The sequence below is a fragment of the Pantoea sp. Ft-CA_14 genome (genome assembly GCF_024520875.1).
GTDB lineage: Bacteria > Pseudomonadota > Gammaproteobacteria > Enterobacterales > Enterobacteriaceae > Pantoea > Pantoea agglomerans.
Genome location: NZ_JALNPM010000015.1, coordinates 74,302 through 92,942 on the forward strand (window position 1 = coordinate 74,302; position 18,641 = coordinate 92,942).

15 protein-coding genes are annotated in these 18,641 nt (G+C 59.8%); 4 read left to right on the forward strand and 11 right to left on the reverse strand.

Annotated elements, in window-relative coordinates; all coding sequences use genetic code 11:
* Nucleotides 1-34 precede the first annotated feature (34 nt).
* From NR195_RS19380 to NR195_RS19420, 9 genes are all read right to left on the reverse strand, one after another.
* Nucleotides 35-538 carry a TIGR00645 family protein gene (locus NR195_RS19380; protein WP_010253431.1) on the reverse strand — a complete coding sequence of 168 codons (504 nt, stop codon included), beginning with the start codon at nt 536-538 and terminating at the stop codon, nt 35-37.
* 54 nt (nt 539-592) lie between these two features.
* On the reverse strand, nt 593-3,268 hold the full coding sequence (gene kdpD, locus NR195_RS19385) for a two-component system sensor histidine kinase KdpD (RefSeq protein ID WP_010671497.1): 2,676 nt from the start codon (nt 3,266-3,268) through the stop codon (nt 593-595).
* A gap of 226 nt (nt 3,269-3,494) precedes the next feature.
* Complete coding sequence (gene kdpC, locus NR195_RS19390; RefSeq protein WP_256844828.1) at nt 3,495-4,061, reverse strand: potassium-transporting ATPase subunit KdpC; 567 nt, start codon at nt 4,059-4,061, stop codon at nt 3,495-3,497.
* A gap of 10 nt (nt 4,062-4,071) precedes the next feature.
* The gene (gene kdpB, locus NR195_RS19395; RefSeq protein WP_010253438.1) at nt 4,072-6,120 is read right to left on the reverse strand and encodes a potassium-transporting ATPase subunit KdpB; all 2,049 of its coding nucleotides are present in this window, start codon (nt 6,118-6,120) and stop codon (nt 4,072-4,074) included.
* Nucleotides 6,117-7,805 carry a potassium-transporting ATPase subunit KdpA gene (gene kdpA, locus NR195_RS19400; RefSeq protein WP_010671494.1) on the reverse strand — a complete coding sequence of 563 codons (1,689 nt, stop codon included), beginning with the start codon at nt 7,803-7,805 and terminating at the stop codon, nt 6,117-6,119. Before kdpA ends, kdpB begins: the two co-directional genes overlap by 4 nt.
* Complete coding sequence (gene kdpF, locus NR195_RS19405) at nt 7,805-7,894, reverse strand: K(+)-transporting ATPase subunit F (protein WP_010253443.1); 90 nt, start codon at nt 7,892-7,894, stop codon at nt 7,805-7,807. The genes kdpA and kdpF overlap by 1 nt, the downstream gene beginning before the upstream one ends.
* Before the next feature lie 108 nt (nt 7,895-8,002).
* Complete coding sequence (locus NR195_RS19410) at nt 8,003-9,169, reverse strand: HD-GYP domain-containing protein (protein ID WP_010671493.1); 1,167 nt, start codon at nt 9,167-9,169, stop codon at nt 8,003-8,005.
* Between the two features lie 159 nt (nt 9,170-9,328).
* The gene (locus tag NR195_RS19415) at nt 9,329-10,285 is read right to left on the reverse strand and encodes a 2-hydroxyacid dehydrogenase (protein WP_256844829.1); all 957 of its coding nucleotides are present in this window, start codon (nt 10,283-10,285) and stop codon (nt 9,329-9,331) included.
* Nucleotides 10,266-11,657, reverse strand: coding sequence for an MFS transporter (locus tag NR195_RS19420; protein ID WP_010253452.1), 1,392 nt, complete (start codon nt 11,655-11,657; stop codon nt 10,266-10,268). The genes NR195_RS19415 and NR195_RS19420 overlap by 20 nt, the downstream gene beginning before the upstream one ends.
* 420 nt (nt 11,658-12,077) lie before the next feature.
* On the opposite strand from NR195_RS19420, the gene NR195_RS19425 reads away from it, so the two are divergent.
* Nucleotides 12,078-12,995: a sugar ABC transporter substrate-binding protein gene (locus NR195_RS19425; protein WP_061704377.1), complete on the forward strand. Its 918-nt coding sequence runs from the start codon at nt 12,078-12,080 to the stop codon at nt 12,993-12,995.
* Nucleotides 12,996-13,030: 35 nt separating this feature from the next.
* On the opposite strand, the gene NR195_RS19430 is transcribed toward NR195_RS19425, so the two are convergent.
* Nucleotides 13,031-13,531: a GNAT family N-acetyltransferase gene (locus NR195_RS19430; RefSeq protein ID WP_010253457.1), complete on the reverse strand. Its 501-nt coding sequence runs from the start codon at nt 13,529-13,531 to the stop codon at nt 13,031-13,033.
* Nucleotides 13,532-13,603: 72 nt separating this feature from the next.
* Here NR195_RS19430 and NR195_RS19435 point away from each other — a divergent pair, with 72 nt between their 5' ends.
* Complete coding sequence (locus NR195_RS19435) at nt 13,604-15,436, forward strand: ABC transporter ATP-binding protein (protein WP_010253459.1); 1,833 nt, start codon at nt 13,604-13,606, stop codon at nt 15,434-15,436.
* Here the strand turns inward: NR195_RS19435 and NR195_RS19440 are convergent.
* Entirely contained in the window at nt 15,433-16,557 is a 1,125-nt protein-coding gene (locus NR195_RS19440) for a GNAT family N-acetyltransferase (protein WP_033780931.1), read from the reverse strand. The two genes, NR195_RS19435 and NR195_RS19440, sit on opposite strands and share 4 nt — an antisense overlap.
* A 141-nt stretch (nt 16,558-16,698) precedes the next feature.
* Here NR195_RS19440 and NR195_RS19445 point away from each other — a divergent pair, with 141 nt between their 5' ends.
* Both NR195_RS19445 and NR195_RS19450 read left to right on the forward strand, forming a co-directional pair.
* A complete protein-coding gene (locus NR195_RS19445; protein ID WP_182505448.1) occupies nt 16,699-17,601 on the forward strand; it encodes a LysR family transcriptional regulator in 903 nt (300 codons plus the stop codon).
* Between the two features lie 98 nt (nt 17,602-17,699).
* Nucleotides 17,700-18,641, forward strand: coding sequence for a glutathione S-transferase family protein (locus NR195_RS19450; protein ID WP_256844830.1), 942 nt, complete (start codon nt 17,700-17,702; stop codon nt 18,639-18,641).

Below are 18,641 nucleotides of genomic sequence, written 5' to 3' on the forward strand. Positions count from 1 at the left end.
AGCAGGCGCCCGCCTCAGCGGGCCGCCAGAGAGGTTACTTCGGTTTTTTATCGCTGCGCGACATCTGATCCAGCCAGCCCATCACAAAGGCGGAGAGCACAAAGGTCAGGTGGATAATCACATACCACATCAGCTTGTCGTTTTCGACGTTGCGCGCTTCCATAAACACCCGCAGCAGGTGAATTGAGGAGATGGCGACAATGGAGGCGGCGACTTTGTTTTTCAGCGAGCCGGAGTCCATCTTGCCCAGCCAGCTCAGCTTCTCTTTATCTTCGTCGATATCGAGCTTAGAGATGAAGTTCTCATAACCTGACAACATCACCATCACCAGCAGGCCGCCAACCAGCGTCATATCCACCAGCGACAGCAGCAGCAGGATCAGATCGTTTTCCGCAATGCTGAAAATGTTGGGCAGCAGGTGGAAAATTTCCTGGAAAAATTTAATGGTCAGCGCCAGCAATCCCAGCGAAAGTCCAATGTAAACCGGGGCCAGCAACCAGCGCGATGCATACATCAGGTTTTCGGTAAAACGTTCCATACAATCCCACGAATAATCAAACAGGTCCGGGAGTATAACCGATCAACTGTGAAGTTATTTCAGCCCTTCGTCAGAAATTTCAGGGACCGGCGGCAGCGGCAGCGAGAGACGAAATGCCGCGCCACCTTCGGCCCTGTTCTCTGCCCAGATCTGACCGCCGTGGCTCTCGATAATGGTTTTACAGATTGCCAGACCCAGCCCGACGCCCGGCACCGCCGACTCTTTGTCGCCCCGCCAGAATTTATCGAATATCCGGCTTAAATCGTCTTCGGCAATGCCCGGTCCGCTATCCCAGACCGAGATCTCCAGCCGTGATGCCGCACGCCAGGCGCGAATGCCGCGTGGTGCGCTGTTACCGGCATACTTCAGGCTGTTCTCAATCAGGTTGGTGAAGACCCGCTCCAGCAGCGTGCTGTCGCCTTTGATCAGCACGATGTCGTCCGGCAGATCGAGCCGGACCTCATGCCCTTTCAGCGACGGTGCCATGCTGCTCAGCGCCCCGCCGACCACCTCTTCCAGCGCCAGCCACTCCTCACGCAGATTGAGGCCGCCCGACTGAATGCGCGCCATATCCAGCATGTTGCTCACCAGCCGGATGGTGCTCAGCGTCTGCTCGCGGATCTGACTGGCCTGCGGCACATATTTTGAGTTATCGCTGGCCAGGTCGAGCATCAGCATTTCCGCCTGACCAAACAGCACGGTCAGTGGGGTGCGCAGGTCGTGGGACAGCGCCGACAGCAGCGCATTGCGCAGCTGTTCACGCTCCGCCGAGAGCCGGGACGCCGCCTCGCTATGCGACAGCGCCATTCGCTCCAGTGCGTTAGCAATCAGCACCGTAAAGGTTTCCACCAGCCGCTGCTGCTCGGGGATCATCAGCTGACGCAGGTTCTGCGGCTCCACCACCAGCAAACCCCGGCAGTGCGCGCCACTTTTCAGCGGCAGGATCTGATAAGGCACCGCCGGTAAGGTATCGGTGCCCGCACCCGCAGGCTGGCCTTTGCTGTAACTCCATTTAGCAATCGCGCGATCCGGCTCGCTGGCCGGTAACGCATCGCCCACCGGTTGCAGTTCGCCCTGCTCATCCGGCAGCAGCAGCAGGCAGCGCGCCTGTAACGTGGCATCCAGCACCCGCTGGCTGGTGGCGGCGATATCCTGCGGCGTTAACGCACTGCCCAGCGATTTCGCCATCTCATAGAGCTGGCGCGCCCGCTGCTCGCGGTAGCGCGCCACCCGCGCCTGATAACGCACGCCTGCCGTGAGATTGCCGACGATTACGCCCACCGCCAGCATCACGCCAAAGGTGACCAGATATTGCAGATCGGAGACCGCCACCGTGCCGGTGGGGGCAACAAAGAAGAGGTCAAAGGCGACGATATTCATTACCGTGGCGATCACCGACGGCCAGCGGCCATAGCGCAACGCCACGATCACCACCGCCAGCAGATAGATCATCACGCAGTTGGCGGGATCGAAACCGATCAGCACCGACTGCCCGGCGGCGGTTACAAGGATACAGAGCACCAGCGCCATCATTACGCCGCGCAGCTGAATACGCCATTTTTCGCTGGTGACGCGGCCATCCGGCAGCGGATGCGGCGCATCCTTCAGCGGCTCATCCAGCGCCACCACCAGCAGATCGAGATCCGGCCCCAGCTGGCCGAGCCGTTCGGCAAAGCTGTCACGCCGCCAGCGCCGCAGCGGGCGACGACCGGTAACAATTTTGCCCAGATTGTGTGCGCGGGCGTAACCCAGTACCGCTTCGGCTTCATCGGGTTCAGAGAGGGTCGCGGTTTCCGCGCCCAGCTCCTGCGCCAGCTGTAACGTACGGAGAATCGCCCGTCGCCGCGCTTCCGGCAGCCGGTGCAGCCGGGGCGTTTCGACATAGACCGCGTGCCATTCACTGCCAAGCCGCGCCGCCAGTCGGGCGGCGGTGCGCACCAGCTTTTCACTGCCGCTGTCGTCGCCAATGCAGAGCAGAATGGCGTCGCGGGTGTGCCAGACGCGCTCCCGTCCCTGCTGATCGCGCCAGGCGCGCATCTGATCATCCACCCGATCGGCGGTACGACGCAGGGCCAGCTCACGCAGGGCGAACAGGTTACCTTTGCGGAAAAAGTTTTCGATGGCGCGTTCCGCGCGGTCGCCAATATAGACTTTGCCCTCTTTCAGCCGCTGCCGCAGATCGTCGGGCGGCAGATCGACCAGCACCACTTCGTCGGCGCTGTCGAAAAAGGGATCGGGCACGGTTTCGCGCACCTGAATGCCGGTGACGCCGCCTACCACATCATTGAGGCTCTCAAGATGCTGTACGTTGACGGTGGTCAGTACATCGATGCCCGCTTCCAGCAGCTCCTCAATATCCTGCCAGCGCTTGGGATGGCGCGAGCCCTGCACGTTGGTGTGCGCCAGCTCATCCATCAGGATCACCGCCGGATGGCGAGCCAGCGCGGCATCGAGATCAAACTCCGCATGACGCGAGCGGCCGGTTGCGCGACGCGGCAGCAGAGTTAACCCTGTCAGCAGCTGCGCGGTTTCCGGCCGGTCATGGGTCTCTACCACGCCGATTAAGACATCCAGACCCTGCGCGCGCAGCCGCTGTGCCTCCTGCAGCATGGCATAGGTTTTACCCACGCCCGCACAGGCACCAAAGTAAATTTTCAGCTGCCCGCGATGAGTCTCGCGGTTAGCCTGCAGCAGCGCGTCGGGATCGGGACGCTGGGGTTCGTGGTTCATCGCTTCCTTAGAGCCTATGCCAGTAGGCGTAATTGTTGCAGACAGTCTGGACACGGACAGCGCGGAACAACCGGAGCGTACACGTAGTACGTGAGGATGACTCGCTGCGCTCGCCCCTTCAGGGCCGCCCTGACGGGCGTTCAGGTTGCTAAAGCAGCCTGTGTGAGCACTGCCCAGGTTCAGACTGACAAATAAAATAGCCTAATGGGATAGGCTCTTAACACCATTACAGTTCGTTGAGCGCCATATTCAGCTGCAACACGTTGAGGGTCGGGGTGCCGAGGAATGGCAGCAGCGGACGATGCGTCATCTTATCTATCAGCGCCTCGACCTGCGGCAACGGCAACTGGCGGCTGGCGGCGATACGCGGTGCCTGCCAAAGGGCGGCCTGTGGCGAAATATCCGGGTCCAGCCCGCTGGCTGAAGCGGTGACCAGTTCAACCGGGACGGCGGCAGGTGCCTGCGGATTCGCGGCCCGCAGCGCAGCGACGCGATCGACTACCGCTTTGTCCAGCGCCGGGTTGCTGGCGGCCAGATTGCTGCCCCCTGAGGCCAGCGGATTATAAGGTTTATCCCCACTGGCTGAAGGGCGGCCCCAGAAATAGTTGGGCTGGGTAAAGTTCTGGCCAACCAGCGCCGACCCGCGCGCCACGCCATCCTCCTCCAGCAGCGAGCCGCTGGACTGGGACGGAAACAGCCACTGCGCCAGACCGGTGGTGAGCAAAGGATAAACCACGCCGGTAACAAGCGTAAGCAGCAACAACAGTAAAATTGCCGGACGTAACTGACTCATTTTTCTCTCCTCAGGCCATGCCTGAAAACACTAACAGCAGATCGATCGCTTTGATGCCGACAAACGGCACCAGCAGGCCACCCAGACCGTAAATCAGCAGGTTGCGGCGCAGCAGCGCAGCGGCGCTCAGTGGGCGGTAGCTGACGCCTTTCAGGGCCAGCGGGATCAGGAAGACAATCACCAGAGCGTTAAAGATCACCGCCGACAGAATCGCACTGGCTGGCGAGTGAAGGTGCATCACGTTAAGCATGTTGAGCTGCGGATAGGTCGCCGCAAACGCCGCCGGAATGATGGCGAAATATTTCGCCACGTCGTTGGCGATACTGAAGGTGGTCAGCGAACCGCGCGTCATCAGCATCTGTTTACCGATATGCACCACTTCCAGCAGCTTGGTCGGGTTCGAGTCGAGATCGACCATGTTGCCCGCCTCTTTCGCCGCCTGGGTACCGGAGTTCATCGCCACCGCCACATCCGCCTGCGCCAGTGCAGGCGCATCGTTGGTGCCGTCGCCGGTCATCGCCACTAAACGCCCTTCCGCCTGATACTGGCGGATCAGCGCCAGCTTGGCTTCCGGCGTGGCCTCTGACAGGAAGTCATCCACGCCCGCTTCCGCGGCAATCGCTGCGGCCGTCAGCGGGTTATCGCCGGTGATCATCACCGTTTTGATACCCATTTTGCGCAGTTCGGCAAAGCGCTCTTTGATGCCACCTTTGACGATATCTTTCAGCGCCACCACGCCCAGCACGTTCGCGCCCTCTGACACCACCAGCGGCGTGCCGCCACTGCGTGCCACCTCTTCCACCTGCGCATTGACCTCGGCCGGGAAACGGCCATGGTTCGCTTCGATGTGGCGACGTACCGCATCGACCGCGCCTTTGCGGATCAGTCGATCCTGCACGTTCACGCCGCTCATGCGGGTCTGCGCAGAGAACGGAATAAAACTGGCACCCATGCTGCTGAGATCGCGCTCACGCAGATTAAATCGCTGTTTCGCCAGCACCACGATGCTGCGCCCTTCCGGCGTCTCATCGGCCAGCGAGGCGAGCTGTGCGGCGTCGGCCAGTTGCTCTTCGCTGACGCCCGGCGCGGGCAGGAACTGGGTCGCCTGACGGTTACCCAGCGTGATGGTGCCGGTTTTGTCCAGCATCAGCACATCCACATCGCCCGCGGCTTCCACCGCACGTCCGCTGGTCGCAATGACGTTAGCACCCAGCATCCGGCTCATCCCCGCCACGCCAATCGCCGACAGTAAGCCGCCGATGGTGGTCGGGATCAGACAGACCAGCAGCGCGACCAGCACCGTGATGCTGACCGGCGTTCCGCCCCATGCCGAGAACGGCCAGAGTGTCACGGTCGCCAGCAGGAACACGATGGTCAGTGACACCAGCAGGATGGTCAGGGCGATCTCATTCGGGGTTTTACGGCGTTTCGCGCCTTCCACCATGGCGATCATCCGGTCAAGGAAGGTTTCGCCCGGGTTGGCGCTACAGGTGATCACCAGCCAGTCAGAGAGAATGCGAGTCCCGCCGGTGACGGAGGCGAAGTCACCGCCCGACTCGCGGATCACCGGTGCGGACTCACCGGTAATGGCGCTCTCATCCACAGAGGCACCGCCCTCCATCACTTCACCGTCGCAGGGGATGATGTCGCCCGCTTCCACCAGCACGGCATCGCCTTTGCGCAGCTCATCGGCACTGACCTGCTGCCACTCGGCGCCATAGCGCGCCGCTGAGAGTTTTTTAGCAAAGCTGGTCTTTTTCACCCCTTTCAGGCTGCTGGCCTGGGCCTTACTGCGCCCTTCTGCCAGCGCCTCCGCCAGGTTGGCAAACAGCACGGTGAACCAGAGCCAGACCGCAATCGCCCCGGTAAAGCTGGCGCTGCCGCTGATCCGGCCGGTCAGCATCGCCAGCGCCAGCAGCGAGGTCAGAATGCTGCCGAGCCAGACGACAAACATCACCGGGTTACGGAACTGCACCCGGGGATCGAGCTTTTTCACTGCATCCCAGGCCGAGGTACGCAGCAATGCTGCGTCAAATAACGCCTGTTGTTGACGACTCATGAGGATTGTCCCTGAACAAGTTGCAGATGCTCAGCCACCGGGCCCAGCGCCAGAGCAGGAATAAAGGTCAGTGCACCCACCAGCAGCACCGTGCCGATCAGCAGTCCGATAAACAGCGGACCGTGGGTTGGCAGCGTGCCGTTACCCACCGGCTGCACTTTTTTCACCGCCATCGCACCGGCAATCGCCATCACCGGAATGATGATGCCGAAGCGGCCCAGCAGCATGCAGGCAGCCAGTAGCAGGTTCCAGAACGGCGTGTTAGCACTCAGGCCGGCAAAGGCGCTGCCGTTGTTGTTGGCCGCCGAGGAGACCGCGTAGAGCACTTCGCTGAAGCCGTGAATGCCGGGATTGGCCATGGCACTGCGTCCGGCGTCGGTCATCATCGCCAGTGCGGTACCGATCAGCACCAGCGCCGGTGTGACCAGAATCGCCAGCGCGGTCATCTTCATCTCCCAGACGTCGATTTTTTTACCGAGGAATTCCGGGGTACGACCGATCATCAGCCCGGCGATAAACACCGCCAGCAGCACAAACAGCAGCATGCCGTAGAGACCGGCACCGACGCCGCCAAACACCACTTCGCCCAGTTGCATCAGCCACATCGGCACCATGCCGCCCAGCGCGGTAAAGGAGTCGTGCATGGCATTCACCGCACCGCAGGAGGCGGCGGTAGTGATAACCGCGAACAGGCTGCTGTTAAGAATGCCAAAGCGCGTCTCTTTACCTTCCATGTTGATGGCGCTGTCAGCACCCAGCTGGAGGAAGTGCGGGTTGCCCTGCAGTTCGGCCCACATGACGACCGAGACCGCCGCCACAAACATCAGCGTCATCGCCCACAGCAGCATGTGGCCCTGACGACGGTCACGCACGCTTTCGCCAAACGCGAAGCAGAGCGCCGCCGGGATCAGGAAGATGCTCAGCATCTGCACCAGGTTAGTCAGCACCGTCGGGTTTTCAAATGGATGGGAGGAGTTAGCGTTAAAGAAGCCGCCACCGTTGGTGCCCAGCATTTTGATCGCTTCCTGCGACGCCACCGGTCCCATCGACAGCGTCTGCTGCACGCCTTCCAGCGTGGAGAAACTGTGATAAGGCGCGAAGTTCTGGATGCTGCCCTGGCTGACAAAGAACAGCGCCATCAGCAGGCTGATGGGCAGTAAGACATAGAGCGTGATGCGCGTCAGGTCGCGCCAGGCGTTACCCAGGGTCGCAGAGCTGCGATTAGCAAAACCACGGATCAGCGCAAATGCCACGGCGATACCGGTCGCGGCTGAGAGGAAATTCTGCACCGTCAGGCCCACCATCTGACTGAAATAGCTCAGGGTGCTTTCGCCGCTGTAGGATTGCCAGTTGGTGTTGGTGACGAAGCTCACGGCGGTGTTCAGCGCCAGATGCCAGCTCAGGCCAGGCAGCTGCTGCGGATTCAGCGGCAGCGCGCCCTGCATCAGCAATATTGCCAGCAGCACCACGAAACCCAGCGCATTAAACAGCAGAATCGCCAGCAGGTAGTGCGGCCAGCGCATGTCCGATTGTTGCGCGCCCAGCAGTCGCCACAGCGGCGATTCCAGGCGGGTAAACACCGGCTTGTCAGCCACTAACGAGGCCAGACCCCGTCCGAGCGGCTGCGCCAGCACCATCAGCAGCAGCAGATAGAATGCGATGAGTAAAAAAGCATTGGCCGCCATCAGAAGGCCTCCGCATTTAACAGGGCATAGATCAGATAGCCCAGTAACAACACCACCAGCACAATGCCGGTTATTACGCCCACGCTCACAGGAACCTCCAGAGGATTGGATTTATGGCTTAGCTTGCGCGGAGGCGTATAAAGAAGGGGTTAAAATGCAGCGGGCGGGCGTAAAAATAGTGTAAAAATGGCGAAAAATCAGGCGACTTCCAGCGCCCAGATACGATTCAGATCGACGTTACCCCACAGCGTGCTGTCCTCTGCACCCACAATGCTGTCGGTGCAGAAGCTGTCGCCAAGGTCGAGCTCTTCCGGTTTCACTTCACGCTGGGCGTGCAGTGACCAGAAGACATGCACGCAGGGACGCATCAGCGATTTTTCGCCCGCTTTCACCACCAGCGCCACCCGGCCGGAGGCCAGACGCACCAGCGATCCCACCGGATAGATGCCGATGGTCCGCACGAAGGAGTGCAGCAAGCCAGGGTCGAAATGTCCGCGCCAGCTCAGCATCTGGTGCATCGCCTCGGCGGGTGTCCAGCCGTTGCGATAGGAGCGGGTCGAGGTCACGGCATCATAGACATCGCACACCGCCGCCATGCGGGCGTAGAGCGAAATCGCCTCGCCTTTCAGGCGGTGCGGATAGCCGCTGCCATCATATTTCTCATGATGATGCAGGGTGATATCGAGCAGATCGTCATCGGCGTCGGCTTCTATCAGCATCTGCGCACCGACCACCGGATGCTCACGCATCACCCTGAACTCCTCTTCAGTCAGCTTGCCCGCTTTGTTCAGGATCGCCAGCGGTACAGCCGCTTTGCCGACATCATGCAGTAAACCGCCCATGCCCACCCGACGCAGCTCCTGTTCATCCAGCCCGAGTTTTTTACCCAGCGCAATCATCAGCCCGCAGACCGCCATGGAGTGCAGGTAGGTGTAGTCATCATGATTTTTCAGTCGCGCCACGCTCAGCATAGCGGAGGGTTCACGCGTGATCGATCCGGCGATTTCATCCACCAGATCCATCATATAATCGAGCTTCAGGCCGTTACCCAACCGCGCTTCGTTGAACATCGCCAGCACTTTCGGTTTGCCCTGCAAAAAGATCTGCTGTGCCTGATCCAGTTCCTGGAAAAACGGGGTGCGGCCAATGGTTCTCTTCGCGACCGTGGAGGCGATCGGCGCCTGCACCGATCGATCGAGGTCGATCCAGAGCTGGCGGATCCCTTCAGTGCGAAGCATGGCGATTTGTCGGGGATCGGTGATCAGCATCTCATTATGAATGCGCTGGTCTTTTATCCACCAGACCTCCAGCTTGTGGATAAACATCCCTGGGCGCAATTCATCAATGGTAATCAGCTTTATCACGCTATCACTCTTTAATATCAGCGGGTGGTAAGGTGATATCGGCAGCCGGACAAATTTTCTTCAGGCTGTTTTGTGCGAAGGTGAGGGTCTGGTGAGTGGTCAGAGGAGAGGCGTCCTGCCTCGCCCCCGTTTCAGCAGGGAGTTAAAACGCCGCGGTGGTTACACTACCCGGGTCCGCACCGGCTCGCCACGGGCAAACGCCAGCATATTCTCAAAGACCAGGTCAGCCATCGCCGCCATGGTTTCGCGGGTGCTGCTGGCGATATGCGGCGTGATCACCACATTGTCGCGCTGGCGCAGTGCGTCAGGCACCTGCGGCTCCTGTTCAAACACATCCAGCCCGGCACCGGCGATCTGCCCGGTTTCCAGCGCATCCACCAGCGCCTGCTGATCCACCACGCTGCCGCGCGCAATGTTAATCAGATAGCCCTGTGGTCCCAGCGCCTGCAGCACTTCCGCATTAATAATGTGGCGCGTCGCGGCACCGCCCGGCAGGGTCAGCACCAGGAAATCGGCCTGCTGCGCCAGCGCCACCAGGCTCTCATGACGGGTGTAGGGCACATCGGGGCGTGAACGCGGATTGTAATAGTGAATCGCCATATCAAACGCCTGCGCGCGCCTTGCCACCGCCTGACCGATATTGCCCAGCCCGACGATTCCGCACACCTTGCCACCGATTTTGCTGCTCAGCGGAAAGCGGCCCTGCGACCAGTGACCGGCGCGTGTGAAGCGATCGGCCTCGCTGATGCGGCGCGCCACATCCAGCAGCAGCGCCATCCCCAGATCGGCGACGCAATCATTGAGCACCTCCGGCGTGTTGGTCACCACAATGCCGCGCGACCGGGCGGCTTCCGTATCAATGCTGTCATAACCGACGCCGTTACTGCAGATGGCTTTCAGGTTTGGCAGCGCGGCGATCAGCGCGGCCGGTGCGCCCATCACCGCGTTGCCGCTGGTGACCAGCATGTCGATATCTGCGCCCTGCTCAGCCAGAAAGGCTGCCTCATCTTCCGCCTCCCACAGCCGGAACGCGGTGAACGTCTTTTCAATGTTCTCTATCAGCTGCGGTGGCAGGAATTTCCCTCTGATCAGCACCTTACATTGCTTTAATGCCATCTTCTTTCTCCTGATTGTTATAGGATGCCGGGCGATCGCTCTCTTCACCAACGCGTTCAATCGGCCCCATCACCAGCAGGAACAGCAGGGCCGCTACCACGCAGTGTGCCGCCACAAACGCCAGCCCGATGCTGTAGCTGCCGGTCAGACCGACGATGATGCCGAACAGCAGCGGCGTGGTGAAACCGGCAATATTGCCGATGCCGTTAAAAATGGAACCTGCCAGGCCCACCGCCTCTTTGGGTGCGGTGTCGCTGATCACCGTCCAGGTGCCTGCCCCGGCCGCTATGCCTTTACCGAAAAAGGCGAAGGACATAATGGCGATAATGCCGCTATTGCCCGGAATGATCGCCGCCAGCACCAGACTGGACGCCATCAGCATGCCGACGATATAGGGCGTTTTACGCGCCCAGGAGACGCTCCAGCCCCGGGCGATTAACTTGTCTGACAGGTAGCCGCCGCTGATCCCGCCCAGAAAACCAAACAGCGCCGGAGCAACGGTGGCGAAGCCCGCCTCCATGATGTTCATGCCGCGCGCCTGCACCAGATAGATCGGAAACCAGGTAATAAAGAAGTAGCTGAGCGCGATGATGCAGTACTGACCGAGATAGGCGCACCAGAGCATGCGATTAGTGAGCAGCTTTCTGAACATCGCTTTACTGACCGGTGGCCGCGCTTTCAGCGTCTGCGCCGAGTCGATATCCACCAGCGCACCACCGTCAACGATGTGGCGCAGTTCACTCTCTGACACGCCAGGGTGATTGCGCGGCTCGCGCATCCAGGCAGCCCAGACAAACACCGCCAGCAGGCCGATGCCGCCCAGCACAAAGAACGGCCACTCCCAGCCAAAGCGCGACACCAGCCAGCCTGACAGCGGCGAGAAGATGGCGACGGCAAAATATTGCGCCGAGCTGAACAGCGATGAAGCCCGTCCCCGCTCTGCGCCAGGGAACCACATAATCACCACGCGCGCATTGGCGGGAAAGCTGGGTGCCTCGATCAATCCCAGCATAAAGCGCAGACCAAACATCAGCATCAGCGCGCCGGTCATGCCGCTGGAGAACTCACCAACGAATCCCATCGCCAGCGTCGAGACTGACCAGAGCGCCAGCGTGACGCCATACACTTTTTTAGCCCCGAAGCGGTCAAGAAACAGCCCGCCGGGGATCTGACCGATAACGTAGGCCCAGCTGAAGGCAGAGAGGATCAATCCCAGCTGGATCGCTGACAGGCCGAACTCCTCTTTGATTGCCGATCCGGAGATCGAGAGGATCGAACGGTCGGCATAAGCCACGACCGACAGAAAGAGGATCAGGCAGAGGATCCAGATGCGTACATGAGACGTCCGGTGAGTCGTTTGGTCTTTAAGCATGAGCTGAATTCCTTAAAAAGCGGCAGGTTGCGCCACGAGGTTTTTTTCAGGAATAACGCTGAGATTTCCCGCTTAAGGAAATATAGATAGGAGGCTAACGATGGATCATTGTGCGGATGTTGAGATCGTCAGGCCCGATTTAACGGTTTTCTGACAACCACCACAAAGGCCAGTGCGATGCTGCACAAAAGCGCAACAAGCCGCGGCTGCCTGCCGCAGAGTGTGCGCCACGTCGAGGATTTCATCGGCGCTGGCAGCTATGACGCGGCGATTTTACGGCAAAGTGTGGCGGCGCTAGCAAGAGTGAAAAGGGCCGGTTGTCAAACCCGGCGACTGTTCATAAGCTGCAAATGATAATCTTTGTCCATTTTTATAATAAATGAAAAATCCATTTCACTCAGTTAACCTCGGGAGTCTGCAATGAAAAAACGTGCATGGGCAATACTCTGTCTGCTCTCTCTTTCCACGTCGGCGCTGGCAGAGAAAATTGGCGTCTCAATGGCCTATTTCGACCAGAACTTTCTGACCATTATCCGCCAGTCGATCGAGAAAGAGGCCAAAGCGCGTCAGCTGGATGCGCAGTTCGAAGATGCACGCGGCGACGTGGGCCGTCAGACCGATCAGGTGCAGAGCTTTATCAGTTCCGGGGTAGACGCGATTATCGTCGATCCGGTCGACTCCGCCAGCACCCCTGCCCTGACCAGACTGGCGCAGCAGGCTCACATTCCGCTGGTCTACGTTAACCGCACACCGGGCGATAAAACCCTGCCGCCGGGCGTGGTGTTTGTCGGCTCTGACGAACGCGAATCGGGCACGTTGCAGATGGAAGCGCTGGCGAAGCAGGCGGGTTATCGTGGCAAGGTCGCCATTATCATCGGTAACCTCAGCGATGCGGGTGCGCTGCAGCGCACCAAAGATGTGGAGCAGGTGGTGGCAAAGTATCCCGACATGAAAGTGGTGCTGAAGCAGACCGCCAACTATTCGCGTAATGAGGGCATGGATTTAATGCTCAACTGGCTGTCGAACGGGGAAGAGATCGATATTGTCGCCGCCAACAACGACGAAATGGCGATTGGCGCAACCATGGCGATTGCCCAGGCGAAACCGAAGAAAACCATTCTGGTGGGCGGCATTGATGCCACGCCGGATGGCCTGAAAGCCCTGGCAAGCGGCAAACTGGCCGTCACCGTATTCCAGGATGCCGTAGGCCAGGGCAAAAAATCGGTCGAGGTGGCGCAGCAGATGATCAAAGGGGAAAAAGTCGATTCCCACCAGTGGATCCCGTTTGAACTGGTAACGCAGCAGAACATGCAGCAATACAGCAATAAAAATCCGTAATGCAAAGCGGAGCGGCAGCGCTGCCGCTCCGGTTATCACTTCTCGTGCAGCAGTTTCGCCATCATCACCACATCGCGCAGCTGACCGTCGCGCAGGGCGGCCTGGCGCATCACCCCTTCACGCTCAAAGCCCAGCCGCTCATAGAGCCGCAGCGCCCGTTCGTTGTCGTGAAACACCTCCAGCTCCATACGCGTAATCCCCAGCCAGTTACGGGAATAGTCGAGCGCGGTGCGGATCAGGCGCTCACCGACGCCGCGACCGGCGTAATCGGGATGCACACCCAGCCCAAAGCTGATGCAGTGGCGGGTGCGCGGCTTGTTATCCACAAACAGCGTCAGCTCACCGGCCAGCACGCCCTCGATCTCCGCGACAAAGGCGATAAACCCCTCGGCATCCATTCTGGCGATTTTTTTCTCCCAGGTGGCAACGCTGGGAAACGGCAGCTGCAGCGTCCAGGGATAAACATCGGGATGACTGTAGAGTCGCTGATAGGCGGCGGCATCCTGCGGTTCCCGTGCCCGAATAATGATTTCCATATTTTCTCCTTTTAGCCGAACGGGGTTCATGCACTAAGCTGTAGCTCTTTACCGGACGGAAAGAGTATCGCTATGTTGTATCGCCGTTTTGAGCGTTTTATCAATATTTTTCATGACGCGCCCACCGACTCGCCCCCTTCAACGGTCTGGTCGTTTTACCTCTACTATCTGCGGCAGGTCTGGCCGAGTTTCGCGGCACTGCTGGTAGTGGGACTGGCGTCAGCCCTGATTGAAGTGTCGCTGTTCAGCTATCTGAGCCGCATTATCGATATGGTCAATCACTCCACGCCCGCCACCCTGTTTCGGGATAACTGGCCGATACTGCTGTGGATGGGGGCGGTGGCGCTGATTCTGCGGCCGATTTTTATCGCCCTGCACGACATGCTGGTACATCAAAGCATCAGCCCGAGCATGACCAGCATGATCCGCTGGCAGAATCACAACTACGTGCTGCGCCAGAGCCTCAATTTCTTCCAGAACGATTTCGCGGGTCGCATCGCCCAGCGCATTATGCTGACCGGCAGTTCACTGCGCGATTCCGCGGTGCAGCTGGTGGATGCCATCTGGCACGTGCTGATCTACGCGGTGACTTCACTGGTGCTGTTTGCCGGTGCCGACTGGCGGCTGATGATCCCGCTGATTCTGTGGATGGTGGCCTACAGCGCCTCGCTGCGTTTCTTTGTGCCGCGCGTTAAAGCGCGTTCGGTGGTCTCCTCAGAGTCGCGATCTAAGCTGATGGGCACCATTGTCGATGGTTATACCAACATCGCCACCATCAAGCTGTTCGCTCACAGCGATCTGGAACGGCAGTATGCGCGTGAGGCGATTCAGGAGCAGACCGAAAAAACCCAGAACGCCGGTCGCATGGTCACCAGCATGGATCTGACCCTGTCGGCGCTGAACGGCCTGCTGATTGTCTCGACCTCCGGGCTGGCGCTGTGGTTATGGAGCCAGTCGCTGATTAGCGTCGGGGCGATTGCACTGGCGACCGGTCTGGTGATCCGCCTGGTGAATATGTCCGGCTGGATCATGTGGGTGGTCAACGGCATTTTCGAAAATATTGGTACGGTACAGGATGGCCTGAAAACCATTGCGCAGCCGCTGAGCGTGCAGGATGCGCCGCAGGCGAAGCAGCTTAAGGTGACGCGCGGCAACATCCGCTTTGAGGATGTGCGCTTCGATTATGGCGGTGGCCGTCAGGTGATTAACGGCTTTAATCTTGACATCAAACCTGGTGAGAAGATTGGGCTGATTGGTCCCTCGGGCGCCGGTAAATCGACGCTGGTGAACCTGCTGCTGCGCCTCTATGACCTGAACGCAGGGCGGATTGTGATCGACGATCAGGATATCGCCGCCGTGACGCAGGAGAGCCTGCGCAGCCAGATTGGCATGATCACCCAGGACACCTCGCTGCTGCACCGCTCAATCCGTGAAAACCTGCTGTATGGTCGTCCCGACGCCAGCGAAGAGGAGCTGCAGCTTGCGATTCACCGCGCCCGCGCCGATGAGTTTATCCCGCTGCTCTCCGACTCGCTGGGTCGCACCGGGCTGGATGCGCACGTGGGCGAGCGCGGCGTGAAACTGTCGGGCGGTCAGCGTCAGCGTGTGGCGATAGCCCGCGTGCTGCTGAAGGATGCGCCGGTTCTGATCATGGATGAGGCCACCTCGGCGCTCGACTCCGAAGTGGAAGCGGCGATTCAGGAGAGCCTGGAGTCACTGATGCAGGGCAAAACCGTTATCGCCATCGCGCACCGCCTGTCGACCATCGCGAAGATGGATCGGCTGGTGGTGCTGGATAAAGGCGGCATTGCCGAGATGGGCAGCCATCACGAGCTGCTGGCGCAAAACGGCCTCTATGCCCGCTTGTGGCAGCATCAGACCGGCGGTTTTGTCGGCATCGATTAATCGCCGCGTCGATAGGGTAAGGCGTCGCGGGCTTCTTCCGCCCAGCCGCGCACGCCTTCCCGCTCCTGCACCAGAAAATCTGCCACGGCATCGCGCAGGCCGGGATGCAGCAGATAGTGCCAGGAGTGGGTAATCTGCGGCTCAAAGCCGCGCACCAGCTTATGCTCGCCCTGCGCGCCGGCATCAAACCGCGTCAGCCCCTCATCAAGGGCCAAATCCATTCCCTGATAGAAACAGGTTTCGAAGTGCAGCCGGTCAAACTCCGCCAGACAGCCCCAGTAGCGGCCATAGAGCGCGTTGCTGTCCCGCAGATAAAACGCCATGGCGGCCGGTTGCTGCTGTAAACGGGCGATCACCACCACAATATTCTGCGGCATGCGTTCCGCCAGCAGGCTGAAGAAGTCACGCGTCAGATAGGGACGCTGACCGCGCACCGCATAGGTGTTGGCGTAACAGGTGTAGACAAAATCCCACTGATCTTCGCGCAGCTGGTAGCCCAAGTAGCGGTCAAACTCAAAGCCGCTCTGCATCACCTGCTCACGCTCTTTACGCAGCTGTTTGCGCTTGCGCGACATCAGCGAATCCAGGAAATCCTGAAAATCGCGGTAGCCACGGTTATGCCAGTGATACTGACAACCGAGCCGGGAGAGCCAGTCGGGCTGATCGGCCAGCAGCTGGTTAGCCTGCGCATCGGTAAAGTTGATATGTGCCCCGCTTAAGCCCTGCTGTAACAGGCTCTCAGGCAGGGCCGACAGCAGTTGCGCTGCGGCAGCGGTTTCGCCCAGCAGGCGCGCACCGCTGACCGGGCTGAAGGGGATCGCGCCCAGCCATTTCGGGTAGTAGCGGATTCCGGCGCGCTGGCTGGCATCCGCCCAGGCGTGATCAAAGACGTACTCGCCCTGTGAATGGCGTTTGCGGTAGCCTGGCAGCGCGGCGCGGGTCACCCCCTCCTCCCGCCACAGCAGATGATCGGGCTGCCAGCCCGCCTCTGACCGCACGCTGCCGCTCTGTTCTAACGTGAGCAGAAAGGCGTGACGCAAAAAGGGCTGGTCATCAGGCAACAGCGCATCCCACTCGGCGGCCGGGATCTCCGCCAGTGACGTCAGGTGAATCAGCGACATGAATTACTCCAGAGAACGTCGGGCAGAGAGTCAGTCAAGCAGGTTTTCCGCGCCAGCGAAAGGGTTAAGGCACGCAAAGTGAAGGCTGCATCAGCGGAGCACAGCTTCTATACTGCGACTTTATCTCCACAGGACACCGCCATGGATCGACTCGATTGTGACCGGATGTTTGTCACGGTGCTGGAAACCGGCAGCTTTTCTGCGGCGGCGTTACGTCTCGGCACCAGCAGCAGTCAGGCTTCCAAGCTGGTTTCAAAGCTGGAGCAGCGGCTCGGCGTCCAGCTGTTTAAGCGCAGCACGCGCGCCCTGTCACCCACCGATGTCGGGCGCAGCTATTATGAGCGGGTCAAAAACCTGCTCGATGCGTTTGAGACGCTGGATGCCAGCGTGCGTGAAAGCGCTACGACGCCTACCGGCAGGCTGAAAATCAGCGCCCCCGGCTCCTTTGGTACTGTGGTGTTGTCTGAGGTGCTGGTGGCGTTTGCCCGGCGCTATCCGCTGATTGAACTGGATGTCAGCTTTTCAGACCGGTCCGTCAACATCGTCGATGAAGGCTTTGATATGGCGATCCGTATCGGCACCCTCAGCGACAGCAGCCTGGTCGCGCGCAAGCTGGGTGAGGTGCATGTGCGCATCGCCGCCTCGCCGGTCTATCTTGAGCAGTTTGGCACGCCGCAGCACTGGCGCGAGATGCCCCAGCATCAGTGCATCATCGACACCAATTTTCGCGATCCCTGGCACTGGCCGTTTGCCGGCGGCGGCGGCGGCGAGATTGTCACCGTACCGGTCCGCGGGCGTCTGCGCTTCGCCAACACCGAAGCCTGCCTGCAGGCCGCGATGGCCGGACTGGGCATTGCGCGGCTGCCCGGTTTTATCGCAGCTCCCGCGCTGCAACGCGGTGAGATTGTCCGGCTGCTGGAGAATTTCGACACGCCACCGCTTGGCCTGTTTGCGGTTTATCCGCCCGCCCGTCATCTGGCACACCGGGCGCGCCTGCTTATCGACTTCCTGGTGAGTCACTTTACCCGTTTTCCGCCCGCGTAATTTCTTCCAGAATGGAAGAAATGATTGTCTTTATGACCGGATTATCAGCCGTTTAGTCATCAGTTAAGCTGCTTCTCACATTACAGAGGAGTCGCGCGATGTTAGTAGAAGGCAAATGGAGTAGTGACTGGCACCCGGTGCAGTCGACCGATAAACAGGGTGGATTTGTCCGTCAGACGTCCGGTTTCCGGCATTTTATCAGCAGCGATGGCTCCACTGAATTTGCGGCAGAAGCGGATCGCTACCATCTCTATGTGGCGCTGATCTGTCCGTGGGCGTCGCGCGCGTTAATTGCCCGCAAGCTCAAAGGGCTGGAGTCGCTGATTAGCGTGACGGTGGTTGAACCGCAGCTCGGTGCCCAGGGCTGGCGCTTTGGCAATTTCCCCGGCGCACAGCAGGACCCGCTGAATAACGCGCAGTACCTGCATGAAATCTATACCCGCGTCGCGCCCGATTACACGGGCCGGGCCACCGTGCCGGTCTTGTGGGACAAGAAAACCGGCACCATCGTCAGCAACGAGTCCGCTGATATTGTGCGTATGTTCAACAGCGGCTTTGGCGATCTGGCCGATAACCGCATCGACCTCTATCCCGCCGCGCTGCGCTCTGAGATTGATGCGCTGAATGAGAGTCTCTATCCGCGTCTGAATAATGGCGTTTACCGCGCCGGGTTCGCCACCACATCGATCAGCTACCAGCAGGCATTTAATGACGTCTTCAGCCAGCTCGACGAACTGGAAGCCCTGCTCAGTGATGGTCGCACCTTCCTGCTGGGTGAACGGCTGACTGAAACCGATATTCGCCTGTTCGTCACCCTGATTCGCTTTGACGTCGCCTATCATGGCCTGTTCAAATGTAACCTGCGCCGGATACGCGACTATACGCTGCTGAATCGCTATCTTAAGAGCATGCTGTCAGTCTCCGGCGTGCGTGAGACGGTCAGCATCGATCATATCAAACAGGGTTACTACTCGATCAAGGCACTGAACCCGAACGGGATCGTTCCGGCAGGCCCGGATCTGAGCGAGTACGGCCTATAA

Bases quoted from the DNA above. Each gene is read 5' to 3' on its own strand.
- NR195_RS19380 (WP_010253431.1), bottom strand. From the start codon at position 538: ATGGAACGTTTTACCGAAAACCTGATGTATGCATCGCGCTGGTTGCTG.
- kdpD (WP_010671497.1), bottom strand. From the start codon at position 3,268: ATGAACCACGAACCCCAGCGTCCCGATCCCGACGCGCTGCTGCAGGCT.
- kdpC (WP_256844828.1), bottom strand. From the start codon at position 4,061: ATGAGTCAGTTACGTCCGGCAATTTTACTGTTGTTGCTGCTTACGCTT.
- kdpB (WP_010253438.1), bottom strand. From the start codon at position 6,120: ATGAGTCGTCAACAACAGGCGTTATTTGACGCAGCATTGCTGCGTACC.
- kdpA (WP_010671494.1), bottom strand. From the start codon at position 7,805: ATGGCGGCCAATGCTTTTTTACTCATCGCATTCTATCTGCTGCTGCTG.
- NR195_RS19415 (WP_256844829.1), bottom strand. From the start codon at position 10,285: ATGGCATTAAAGCAATGTAAGGTGCTGATCAGAGGGAAATTCCTGCCA.
- NR195_RS19420 (WP_010253452.1), bottom strand. From the start codon at position 11,657: ATGCTTAAAGACCAAACGACTCACCGGACGTCTCATGTACGCATCTGG.
- NR195_RS19425 (WP_061704377.1), top strand. From the start codon at position 12,078: ATGAAAAAACGTGCATGGGCAATACTCTGTCTGCTCTCTCTTTCCACG.
- NR195_RS19430 (WP_010253457.1), bottom strand. From the start codon at position 13,531: ATGGAAATCATTATTCGGGCACGGGAACCGCAGGATGCCGCCGCCTAT.
- NR195_RS19435 (WP_010253459.1), top strand. From the start codon at position 13,604: ATGTTGTATCGCCGTTTTGAGCGTTTTATCAATATTTTTCATGACGCG.
- NR195_RS19440 (WP_033780931.1), bottom strand. From the start codon at position 16,557: ATGTCGCTGATTCACCTGACGTCACTGGCGGAGATCCCGGCCGCCGAG.
- NR195_RS19445 (WP_182505448.1), top strand. From the start codon at position 16,699: ATGGATCGACTCGATTGTGACCGGATGTTTGTCACGGTGCTGGAAACC.
- NR195_RS19450 (WP_256844830.1), top strand. From the start codon at position 17,700: ATGTTAGTAGAAGGCAAATGGAGTAGTGACTGGCACCCGGTGCAGTCG.